Annotated in this window: 11 protein-coding genes; 8 read left to right on the forward strand and 3 right to left on the reverse strand. The window is 56.0% G+C overall.

Annotation, left to right across the window (positions count from 1 at the left end; translation table 11 throughout):
* Positions 1–159 precede the first annotated feature (159 nt).
* From ACR0DE_RS11290 to phoB, 6 genes are all read left to right on the forward strand, one after another.
* Positions 160–1200: a substrate-binding domain-containing protein gene (locus ACR0DE_RS11290; protein ID WP_170393061.1), complete on the forward strand. Its 1041-nt coding sequence runs from the start codon at positions 160–162 to the stop codon at positions 1198–1200.
* A gap of 88 nt (positions 1201–1288) precedes the next feature.
* The gene (gene pstC, locus ACR0DE_RS11295) at positions 1289–2761 is read left to right on the forward strand and encodes a phosphate ABC transporter permease subunit PstC (RefSeq protein WP_480753210.1); all 1473 of its coding nucleotides are present in this window, start codon (positions 1289–1291) and stop codon (positions 2759–2761) included.
* Positions 2758–4074: a phosphate ABC transporter permease PstA gene (gene pstA / locus ACR0DE_RS11300; protein WP_170562724.1), complete on the forward strand. Its 1317-nt coding sequence runs from the start codon at positions 2758–2760 to the stop codon at positions 4072–4074. Before pstC ends, pstA begins: the two co-directional genes overlap by 4 nt.
* A gap of 12 nt (positions 4075–4086) precedes the next feature.
* A complete protein-coding gene (gene pstB, locus ACR0DE_RS11305; RefSeq protein WP_170393064.1) occupies positions 4087–4884 on the forward strand; it encodes a phosphate ABC transporter ATP-binding protein PstB in 798 nt (265 codons plus the stop codon).
* Positions 4885–4900: 16 nt separating this feature from the next.
* The gene (gene phoU, locus ACR0DE_RS11310; RefSeq protein WP_170393065.1) at positions 4901–5602 is read left to right on the forward strand and encodes a phosphate signaling complex protein PhoU; all 702 of its coding nucleotides are present in this window, start codon (positions 4901–4903) and stop codon (positions 5600–5602) included.
* A gap of 12 nt (positions 5603–5614) precedes the next feature.
* Positions 5615–6304 carry a phosphate regulon transcriptional regulator PhoB gene (gene phoB, locus ACR0DE_RS11315; RefSeq protein ID WP_170393066.1) on the forward strand — a complete coding sequence of 230 codons (690 nt, stop codon included), beginning with the start codon at positions 5615–5617 and terminating at the stop codon, positions 6302–6304.
* Here phoB and ACR0DE_RS11320 read toward each other — a convergent pair.
* Positions 6301–7212, reverse strand: a complete 912-nt coding sequence (locus ACR0DE_RS11320; RefSeq protein WP_170636113.1) for a LysR family transcriptional regulator — start codon at positions 7210–7212, stop codon at positions 6301–6303. The genes phoB and ACR0DE_RS11320 overlap by 4 nt on opposite strands.
* 98 nt (positions 7213–7310) lie before the next feature.
* Between ACR0DE_RS11320 and ACR0DE_RS11325 the strand changes: the two genes are divergently transcribed.
* On the forward strand, positions 7311–8540 hold the full coding sequence (locus tag ACR0DE_RS11325) for an acyl-CoA dehydrogenase (protein ID WP_170393068.1): 1230 nt from the start codon (positions 7311–7313) through the stop codon (positions 8538–8540).
* Between the two features lie 133 nt (positions 8541–8673).
* Complete coding sequence (locus ACR0DE_RS11330; protein ID WP_480753212.1) at positions 8674–9441, forward strand: SDR family oxidoreductase; 768 nt, start codon at positions 8674–8676, stop codon at positions 9439–9441.
* Here the strand turns inward: ACR0DE_RS11330 and ACR0DE_RS11335 are convergent.
* Both ACR0DE_RS11335 and ACR0DE_RS11340 read right to left on the reverse strand, forming a co-directional pair.
* Positions 9438–10304, reverse strand: coding sequence for an acyl-CoA thioesterase (locus ACR0DE_RS11335; RefSeq protein ID WP_170662568.1), 867 nt, complete (start codon positions 10302–10304; stop codon positions 9438–9440). The two genes, ACR0DE_RS11330 and ACR0DE_RS11335, sit on opposite strands and share 4 nt — an antisense overlap.
* 49 nt (positions 10305–10353) lie before the next feature.
* The gene (locus ACR0DE_RS11340; protein WP_480753214.1) at positions 10354–11571 is read right to left on the reverse strand and encodes a serine hydrolase domain-containing protein; all 1218 of its coding nucleotides are present in this window, start codon (positions 11569–11571) and stop codon (positions 10354–10356) included.
* Positions 11572–11593 lie beyond the last annotated feature (22 nt).

The following is an 11593-nucleotide window of genomic DNA, read 5'->3' on the forward strand; positions in this document are numbered from 1 at the left end:
ACTGGGGTGACGCTTCGTCAAGTTAAGAATTTCTGAGAAATTCGTGAGTTGTCATGAAACCGTTACATACCTGTCACAAAAGACTTACGCAGGCGTCATAGTGCTGCGCTCAGATCATCATGGGGATGATCAGTACCCATCCTTTTCAAGGAGACTGAAATGTCCTTTGTAAAACTGTCGGCTTCTGCGCTGGCTATCGCTGCCGTCTCGGCAACCACTGCTGCTGCGCGTGACAACGTTCAAGTTGCTGGCTCTTCCACCGTTTTGCCTTATGCGTCAATCGTTGCAGAACTATTCGGTGAAAATACCGACTTCCCCACACCGGTTGTTGAATCAGGCGGCTCGTCCGCCGGTCTGAAACGCTTCTGCGAAGGCGTCGGTGAAAACACGATCGACGTTGCAAACGCATCGCGTGCCATCCGTGAAAAAGAGATTAAAGCATGCGCCGAAAACGGTGTGACCGACATCATGGAAGTCCGCATCGGTTATGACGGCATCGTATTTGCAAGCCAGCAGTCGGGTCCTGCCTTCACGGCGTTTGAGCCTGCGGATATTTACAATGCCATCGGATCGAAAGTGATGAAAGATGGCGCGCTGGTCGACAACAGCTTCAACAGCTGGGCCGAGTTCAACGCTGACCTGCCGGATGTGGAAATCGCAATGTTCATCCCGGGCACCAAGCACGGCACCCGCGAAGTGTTCGAAGACAAAGTTCTGCTGGCAGGTTGTGAAGCGACGGGCGCGATGGAAGCCATGGTAGCGGGCGGCCTAAGCGAAGATGACGCCGAAGATGCATGCCTGGACGTGCGCACCGACGGCAAATCGGTCGATATCGACGGTGACTACACCGAAACTCTGGCCCGCATCGACACCAACACCAATGGTATCGGCGTGTTTGGTCTGGCGTTCTACGAGAACAACACCGACAAGCTGAAAGTGGCTACGATGGGTGGTATCGCACCGTCGACCGAGAGCATCGCGTCGGGTGAATACCCCGTCTCGCGTCCGCTGTTTTTCTACGTCAAGAAAGCGCATATCGGCGTGATCCCCGGTCTGAAAGAATACGCCCAGTTCTTCACTCATGAAGAAATTGCTGGTCCCTCGGGCCCGCTGGCCAACTACGGTCTGGTTGCCGATCCTGAACTGGCAAAAACGCAGGACGCGATTGCCAACGAAGTTACCTTGGGTTCGGGCAGCTAATCCCTCACCCCGATTGAATTGACTGGGGGCGGCGTTTTCTGTCGCCCCCAATTTTACCCTAATCCCGATCAAGACCTATGGGGGCGTCATGCCAATTCTTTGGCTCATTCTGATCGTGCTTGCGATCGCGGCAGTCGGATATGTTTTGGGGCGAATGCGCGCCTTGCAAAGTGCCGGAGGGGACAGCCGCAATCTGCATTCTCTTCCCTCGTTTTATGGCGCTAACGTCGCACTGAAAGTCATAGTTCCCGCCTTAGGTTTGTTGATCGTCTGGCTGCTGGTTCAGCCGCTCTACGTTAACTCTCAGATCTCGGATATGGTTCCCGAAACGGCTATCAAGGAAGGATCGTCGCGCAGTCTTGTTATGGCCGAGGTGCGTCGGACCGCAAATGGTCTGGACAGTGCCGTTGCGCAGGGACATCTCACCGAAACGCTCGCACAGGATGCGCGGGCGGATATTTCCGAGATGACCCAAAAGTTGAAGGACGCGGGTCAAGTCGTAACCTCGGACATCACGCAGACGGTTTTGCATGCAGCTCAAGCCTATCGGGCGATAAATTCAACCGGTTACGCGATCATGTCCGCCGCTGTGATACTGGTCGCCTTGGCCGGTGCTGCGTTCAGTTGGTTCCAGACGCATTCTGAATATCGTGCCCGCAATGTGGTTGAGCAGGGAATTCGTGTGTTGCTGCTGGCGGCTGCGTCGATTGCGATCCTGACAACGGTCGGCATCGTCCTTTCGCTGGTTTTCAATACGTGGGAGTTCTTCAAGCTTTACCCGGCATCAGAGTTCTTTTTCGGTACTACCTGGGCGCCCAGTTTCTCGGGCCGTGGCGGGGCATCAGATCTGGGTATCATCCCTTTGCTGTGGGGTACGTTCTATATCTCGTTGGTGGCGTTGTTGGTGGCCGTGCCAATCGGTCTTTTCGCTGCGATTTATCTCAGCGAGTACGCTTCTTCGCGCGTGCGCTCGATCGCTAAACCGATGCTTGAGGTGCTGGCCGGTATCCCGACCATCGTTTACGGCCTTTTTGCCCTGCTGACCGTTGGTCCGCTGTTGCTGAGCGTGTTCGGGGATGACGGATTGGGCTGGATGAAAGCCGGTACGGCCGTGATGACCGCCGGTCTGGTCATGGGCATCATGCTGATCCCATTCGTTTCATCGCTTTCCGATGACATCATCAACGCAGTGCCGCAAGCGATGCGGGATGGCTCTTACGGTTTGGGGGCCACGCAGTCAGAGACCATCCGGCAGGTCGTTTTGCCCGCAGCCTTGCCCGGGATCGTGGGAGCGATCCTGCTGGCGGCATCGCGCGCCATCGGTGAGACCATGATCGTGGTTTTGGGGGCAGGGGCCGCCGCGCGTCTGGACCTGAACCCGTTCGAGGCCATGACCACCGTCACCGCCAAGATCGTCAGCCAGCTGACAGGCGACGCCGATTTCGCCTCGCCCGAGGCCCTCGTCGCCTTCGCGCTTGGCATGACGCTGTTCATCCTCACGCTGGGGCTGAACGTTTTCGCCCTTTATATCGTGCGCAAGTATCGGGAGCAGTACGAATGACCGACGCCAGCATGCAAAACACCTCGACCTCGCTGACTGCATCCGATGCCCGGACCAAAAAACGCGCGGCTGCCGAAAAGCGTTTTCGCGCCTACGGGATCGTCGCTATCGCGACCGGACTGTTCTTTCTGATTGTGCTGTTTGCCTCAATCCTGTCGCAGGGCATCCCGGCCTTCCAGCGCACAGTTATCAGTTTAGAATTCACGCTGAGCGAAGCGCAGCGCGATGAAGCCGAAGGCACGATGTTCAAGACAAAGGCCTACTCCAATCTGTTCATTGCGGAACTGAATGGACAACTGGCCGAAAGTGGAATCACCGTGGATTTCGATCAGGATGCTATCGAGCGTCTGTTGGGCAAAATCGGGGGTACGATCCGAACCTTCTATGCCGATAATCCTAGCAAGCTGGGTGAGCCGATCATGTTCGATCTGGCGGCTTCAAGCCGTGTGGATGGCTACTTCAAGGGCCGGGTGTCTCGTGACACCCTGCAGGACAGCCGCTTCCTGCAACTCAGCGATCTGGATCTGGTGGACGCGTTGAAAGAGGCAGGGATCATCAAGCAGGCATTCAACTGGCCGTTCATCACTGGTGCGGACTCGGGCGTGGATAACCCCGGTGGCGCGGGTATTGGTGCCTCGGTCGTTGGCTCGTTCTTCATGATGCTGGTGGTGCTGTGCCTATCGCTGCCCATTGGGGTCGCCGCCTCGATCTATCTGGAAGAATTCGCGCCGCAGAACAAATTTACCGACCTGATCGAGGTGAATATCTCGAACCTGGCCGCCGTTCCGTCCATCGTCTTCGGTATCCTGGGGCTGGCAGTGTTCATTCAATTCATGCACCTGCCGCAATCGGCACCGTTGGTCGGTGGTCTAGTCCTGACCCTGATGACGTTGCCAACGATCATCATCTCAACCCGAGCCTCGTTAAAGGCGGTTCCCCCGTCTATCCGCGACGCGGCGTTGGGGGTAGGGGCCTCGAAGATGCAGGCCGTCTTCCACCACGTGCTGCCGTTGGCCGCGCCCGGTATCCTGACTGGTACCATCATTGGTCTGGCGCAGGCGCTGGGTGAAACTGCTCCGTTGCTGTTGATCGGCATGGTGGGCTTTGTCGCCCGAGGCTATCCCGATGGCTTTTTGGCGGGCTTCACCGAGCCGAACTCGGCCATGCCGGCACAGATCTACACCTGGGCCGCACGCGCCGATGTGGGTTTTTACGAGAAAGCCTGGGGTGGCATCATCATCCTTTTGATGTTCCTGCTGACCATGAATATCATCGCTATCATCCTGCGCCGCCGCTTTGAACGCCGCTGGTAGGAGGGGTTTAAAATGAACGATATGACACGAGTGGAGAGAACCGTGGACTCCAAAGACATCAAGATCAACGCCAAGCAGGTTCAGGTCTACTACGGTGAGACCCACGCCATCAAGGACGTGAGCGTCGATATCGAAGACAAGACTGTGACGGCTTTCATCGGACCCTCTGGCTGCGGTAAATCCACTTTCTTGCGCTGTCTGAACCGGATGAACGACACAATCGATATTTGCCGGGTGCAGGGTGATATCCTGCTGGACGGTGAAGACATTTACGACAAGCGCGTAGATCCGGTACAGTTGCGTGCCAAGGTCGGCATGGTTTTTCAAAAACCGAACCCGTTCCCCAAATCGATCTATGACAACGTGGCTTACGGTCCGCGTATCCACGGCCTTGCCAAGAATAAGGCAGAACTGGATGAAATCGTAGAGAAATCCCTGCGTCGTGGTGCGATCTGGGATGAGGTCAAGGACCGTCTGGATGCCCCCGGTACCGGCCTTTCTGGTGGTCAGCAACAGCGTCTTTGCATTGCGCGCGCCGTAGCCACCGAGCCTGAGGTGCTATTGATGGACGAACCCTGTTCGGCGCTCGACCCAATCGCAACCGCGCAGGTCGAGGAACTGATTGACGAACTGCGTTCACGCTATTCAGTGGTGATCGTAACCCATTCGATGCAACAGGCCGCGCGGGTCAGTCAGAAGACAGCGTTTTTCCATCTGGGGAACTTGGTTGAGTTCGGCGAAACCGGGCAGATCTTCACCAACCCCGAAGATCCCCGAACCGAAAGTTACATCACCGGCCGGATTGGCTGAGCACAGGATAACTGCAATGAGCGAACAACATATTGCATCCGCGTTCGACCGCGACCTTGAGGCCATCCAAGCACACATCATGAAGATGGGTGGACTGGTCGAAGCCGCCATTATGGGCGCGGCCCGGTCGCTGGAGACCCGCGACGAAGAACTGGCAAATGAAGTGCGTCAAGGCGACAAGGCCATCGACGCACTGGAAGAACTGATTGATGAAGAGACCGCGCGCCTGATTGCCTTGCGTGCACCGACGGCCAGCGATTTGCGGCTGGTGCTGTCCGTTCTGAAGGTTGCGACCAACCTTGAACGGATTGGAGATTACTCCAAGAACATCGCCAAGCGAACGACCGTTCTGGTGAATGCCGGCGAAATCAACGGCAGTGCCGCCGCTCTGCGCCGAATGGCGCGCGAGGTCGAGCGGATGCTGCGCGACGCGCTGGATGCCTATATCCAGCGTGATGCTGAGCTGGCGCAGGACGTGATCGAGCGGGATCTGGAAGTGGACCAGATGTATAACGGCCTGTTTCGCGAGTTCCTGACCTTCATGGCGGAGGATCCGCGCAACATCTCATCGTGTATGCACCTGCATTTCATCGCAAAAAATATCGAACGCATGGGCGATCACGTCACCGCCATTGCCGAGCAGGTCGTCTATCTCGTCACCGGCGAGAGACCCAGCGAAGCGCGCCCCAAAGCCGACAACACGTCGCAAACGATCTAGGAGATCTCAGTCATGTCCGCTGATCAACCGACGGTGCTGGTTGTTGAGGATGAGTTGGCCCAGAGAGAGGTGCTGGCCTATAATCTGGACGCCGAAGGGTTCCGGGTAATCCGTGCCGCTAATGGCGACGAAGCTTTGTTGCTGGTCGAAGAAGACCGCCCGGATATCATCGTTTTGGATTGGATGATGCCCAATCTCAGCGGTATCGAGGTCTGCCGCCGCCTGAAAACGCGGCCGGACACCCGATCAATTCCGATCATCATGCTGTCGGCGCGCTCGGAAGAGGTTGATAAAGTGCGCGGCCTTGAAACCGGTGCCGATGATTATGTGGTTAAGCCTTACTCGGTTGTCGAATTGATGGCACGTGTACGGACACAATTGCGCAGAGTCCGTCCAGCGACCGTGGGCATCCGGTTGGAGTTTGACGATATCATACTGGACTCTGAGACCCACAAGGTCAGCCGCGACAACAAGCTGTTAAAACTGGGCCCGACCGAGTTCCGGTTGCTGAGCACATTCATGGAAAAGCCCGGCCGGGTCTGGAGCCGAGAGCAGTTGCTTGACCGCGTCTGGGGCCGCGATATCTACGTCGACACGCGTACTGTTGATGTTCATATCGGTCGTCTGCGCAAAGCGTTGACCCAACATGGCGGCGAAGATCCGGTGCGAACGGTGCGCGGGGCAGGGTATGCGCTCGGCTAACGTGGCAGTGCTTCTTCGGTCTGGGCCTGAGAAGCAAGCCAGTGTCGAAACTCTCGCAATGATGCGTCATCCGATTTTTCGCGCGGCCAAACCAGATAATATGCCCCCATCGTCTCTATCGCGTCAGGGAAGGCTGCAACCAGCCTACCTGTCGCAAGGTCTAGTTCCACCAGATAGTTTGGCAACAGGGCAACACCCAGGCCGTGCAGCGCGGCTTGGTTGATGGTGTTGAACTGGTCGTGGACGGTGCCGGGCAGGGGATGCGGGTGCGTGACACCCATCTGTTGAAACCAGTCCTGCCAGGCGCGCGGTCTTGTCTGGATATGCAGCAGCGGCAGTTTTAGCAGATCGCGGGGTGACGTCGGAGTGCCTTTGGGTAAAAGCTCGGGCGCGCAGACGGGCAAAACCCGCTCGACACTTAATAACAAGCGATCAGTTCCGGGCCAATCAGGTTCCCCAAAATGTAAAGCCGCATCAAAAGGTTCCGAAGCAAAACTAAACGGTCGCAACCGCGTGGTCATGTTGATTGTGATATCCGGATGGCGGCGGGCGAAATCCGGCAGACGCGGTACCAGCCAGCGCATTCCGAATGTCGGCAGAATCGCCAGATTCAATGTCCCACCGACAGGGGAAATGTGCAGTTTCAGCGCCGCCTGCGCGATCTGAGACAAGGCTGGCCGAATTTCTTGTACATAGTCCTGTCCAGCCTTTGTCAGTGACAATCGCTTGCGATCACGGCTGACCAATTCTGCGTCCAAATGCGCTTCAAGCGTCTGCAGTTGCCGACTGACCGCGCTCTGCGTCAGTGCCATTTCATCCGCGACTGCCGAGGCTGATCCAAGGCGATCCAAAGCCTCAAGCGCGCGCAGCGCGGATATAGGCGGCAGGATAGGGCGCTTGGTGTCCATCTATGCGTTTTGATCATGAAACAATGCAAATGTCTCGCTGTTTTTTGAATATTTCTCAGATTATAGTTGCGCAAATCTATTCAAGTCGGAGAAGCAAAATGAACGCTCCAGATACAAAGCCTGTCCTGCGCGCAAAAGATGCGCCTGACCTTGGACGTTTCAACTGGGACGACCCGTTTCGCTTGTCGGACCAGTTGGAAGAGGATGAACGCCTGATTGCCGACAGCGCGCGCGCTTACGCCCAGGAGAAATTGCAGCCGCGTGTCACCAAGGCTTTTGCAAACGAAGAAACCGATCCCGAGATCTTTCGTGAAATGGGTGAAATGGGGCTGTTGGGCACGACAATCCCCGAAGAATATGGTGGGATCGGTGCGAGCTACGTATCTTATGGACTGGTGGCGCGGGAAGTTGAACGGGTGGATTCCGGCTATCGCTCGATGATGTCGGTGCAAAGCTCGTTGGTGATGTACCCGATTTTCGCCTATGGCAGCGAAGAACAGCGTCGCAAATATCTGCCGAAACTGGCAAGTGGCGAATGGATTGGGTGTTTTGGCCTGACAGAGCCGGATGCGGGTTCGGACCCGGCGGCGATGAAGACCCGCGCCGAAAAGATTGATGGCGGGTATCGTCTGACCGGCAGCAAGATGTGGATTTCAAACGCACCGATCGCAGATGTCTATGTGGTCTGGGCCAAGTCAGATGCGCATGACGGCAAGATTCGTGGGTTCGTGCTGGATAAAGGCACCAAGGGCCTGAGTGCACCGAAGATCGAGAACAAGCTGAGCCTGCGTACTTCGATCACAGGTGAAATTGTCATGGATGGCGTTGAGGTGGACGAGGGCGCTTTGCTTCCACATGTTCAGGGTCTCAAGGGACCGTTCGGCTGCCTGAACCGCGCACGCTATGGTATCAGCTGGGGTGCGATGGGGGCCGCGGAATGCTGCTGGCACGCAGCGCGTCAATACGGCTTGGATCGTAAACAGTTCAATCGACCACTTGCGCAGACCCAGTTGTTTCAACGCAAACTGGCAGAGATGCAGACCGAAATCTCTTTGGGACTGCAAGCAAGCTTGCGCGTCGGCCGTCTGATGGATCAGGCTGAAGCTGCGCCCGAGATGATCTCGATCATTAAACGTAACAATTGCGGCAAGGCATTGGACATTGCGCGGATGTCGCGTGACATGCACGGCGGCAACGGTATCTCACTTGAGTTCCAGGTGGTGCGTCACATGATCAATCTTGAGACAGTCAACACCTACGAGGGCACACACGACGTTCATGCATTGATCCTGGGGCGGGCGCAAACCGGACTACAGGCATTTTACTGAGGCTGTATCAGTTACTCGCATAATCGGTATTATGTAAAATAAGTAGCAAGCGAGCCACGACTATAGAACACACATTGGTCGTGGCATGCCAATATGTTACGCTGTGTCTGAGAAGTAAGACACGAGCTATGCAATGGTTCTGATTGGGAAGACCGTCGTCATCACTGGCGCTGCAAATGGCATAGGTAAAGGTCTTGCCAAGCGGTTCTCAGAAGAAGGTGCGCATGTAGTCTGCGCCGATATCGACCTTGCCGGCGCGCAGGCCGTGGCGGCGGAAATTGGCGGTGATGCACTCAGCTGTGATGTGTCCAAGGAAAGTGATATTCGAAATCTGATTGAGACTGTCGAGGATACGATCGCTCCGATTGATTTATTCTGTGCCAATGCGGGAATACTCACCCTAGGTGGATTTGAAGTGCCGGATGCTGAATGGGACCGCATCTGGCAGATCAACGTTATGTCCCATGTCTGGACCGCGCGGCACCTGATCCCAAGGATGGTTGCGCGTGGTGGTGGTTATTTGATGATCACTGCTTCAGCGGCTGGATTGCTCAATCAACCCGGCGCAGCCCCTTATGGCGTAACCAAACATGCGGCTGTGGGTTTTGCTGAATGGATCGCGATGACCTATGGCGATAAAGGTCTCAGGGTTTCGGTTCTGTGTCCGCAGGCCGTTCGGTCCGATATGATACGTGGACATGAGGATTCGGTCGCCGCGATTGACGGAATAATTGAACCTGATGAGGTCGCCCAAGCCTGTGTCGAGGCGCTGGCGGATGAACGTTTCTTGATTCTTCCGCATCCACAAGTGCTTGACTATATGCGTTTAAAAACAGAAGACTACGACCGATGGTTAGGTGGAATGATGAAGCTTAATCAAAGGTTTGCTGGCAGTTCTTAGCGCGGTTTCCGTCTTCTGAGCAGGCCTTCTTGCGCGACGGATGCAACTAATTCGCCATTCTGCGAGAAGATCGAACCCCGATTGAAGCTGCGCCCCTGCCCTGTCCACGGCGATTCCATCGAATACAGATGCCAGTTTTGAAACTGCACGGGCGCATGAAACCAGATTGCATGGTCCAGACTGGCCCCATCAATTTCACCAGTGAACCAGCTCAGCCCATGGGGCCGCATTCCGGAACTGAGCAAGCTCATATCCGAGGCATAGGCCAATAGAAGATGTTGTGTGACGGTGTCCGCGTGGTTCGCAGCGCCCATGCGAAACCAGACGTGATTCTTGTCATCTGCCTTTGCGGGTGCAAACAGGTCCAGCGGATCGATTTCGCGCACTTCGATCGGGCGCTCGCGCAGCAATTCAGCTTTCAGCTTTTCGGGAACGCGATCCAGGTATTTTTCGCGCAATTCGTCACGCGATGGATGGTGCTCGGGCGCTTGAACGTCCGGAATCGAATGCTGATGTTCCCATCCGTCATCCTGCTTGTGAAACGAGGCCGACATGTTCAAAATTTGCTTGCCATGCTGGATCGCAACCACGCGGCGGGTTGTAAAAGAACCTCCATCTCGCGCGCGATCCACTTGATATATAACCGGAATTGACGGATCTCCGGGCCTTATGAAATAGGCGTGCAAGGAATGGCATAAACGATCCTCGACCGTCCTGTACGCTGCCGCAAGCGCTTGCGCGATCACCTGCCCGCCAAAGATACGCGTTGGTGTCTCGCCACCAGAACCGGTTCCGCGAAACAAATCGACCTCAAGCGGTTCGATATTCAGCAGATCAAGCAATATGCGTTCGGCTTCGGTCATTCAGGGCTCTCCGGCGTCTTGGCCTTTTCCGGTATCACTCAAACACCGATCATTCAACGAGGGCCGCTTGAACAAGCGCCTTTAACTCGGCTCGGGATGGATAAGAGCTGGATGGCGAGAGCTGTGTAAAAAACACTGTTGAAAGCGCGTTGACCGGATCGATCCAGAAATAGGTGGAGGCCATCCCGCCCCAGCCATAGTCGCCAACCGAGCTTGGGGCTCGGGTGCGCGCCGGGTTCAGTACCACCGCGCCTCCGATGCCAAAGCCTGTGCCTTCCATGGGTTGCTCTGCAAAGCTTTGTGGACCCATGGATGCAATATCGTCCGGTAAATGGTTGCGAAACATGAATTCTACAGTCTTCGGCCCGAGCAATCGCGCGCCATTTGCGGTTCCTTTGTTTCGCAACATCTCGGCGAACTTGCTGTAATCGTCGATGGTACTGATCAATCCGCCACCGCCAGAAAAGGTCGTTGCCGCCTCAAACGGGGACTCTCCGGCCCGATCCACCAACCGCAATGTTTCGCCACCCGATTTTGCGGCATTCAGCGCCATGGCATCGCCTTCGAGCGGGGTGTAGAGCGAGGCAAATCGGTCCCCTGCCCCATCAGGCACTGAAAACGCGGTTTCACTCATCCCAAGTGGTCGAAAGATGTGTTCTGTCAGAAACACGTCCAGCGGTTTGTCTGATACAACTTCTATCACGCGGCCAATCACGTCGATCCCGACCGAGTACTCCCAGCGACTGCCTGGCTGAAAAGCCAGCGGCAACCCTGCCAGCACTTTAACCCGATCCGCTAGCGGGCCTTGTTTCGGGGAAAAGATCAGATCGAGCTCATCCATGGCCATTGGCAAAAGGCCGGGATTGAACGGGTAGCTCAGCCCGCTGGTGTGCGTCAGCAATTGATGCAAGCTGGGTGTTGGCGCGTCCTCGGTCTGGTTCAACTGCGTTGCGCCCGGGACCAAGGCTTGCATCGTTGCAAACTCTGGCAGGAAATCGGAAACCGGGGCATCTAGATGAAACAACCCTTGTTCCACCAACATCATCAAAGCAACGGACGTCACAGGCTTAGTCATCGAATAGATCCGAACCAGGCTATCGCGCTGGAACGCGAGGTCGGTTTCAATGCAGCGGCGGCCACATGCGTGAAAGAATGCCTCTTGCCCGTTCTGGTGGATCAGAAGGGCGCTGCCTGCGTATTTCTTCTGCTCAACATATCTGTGCATCCATTGGCGGATGTGGGTCTGCGCGGTCGGATCAAATCCCATGAGGCAACTCCATCTTGATCAG

The organism is Ruegeria sp. C10 (genome assembly GCF_056537805.1).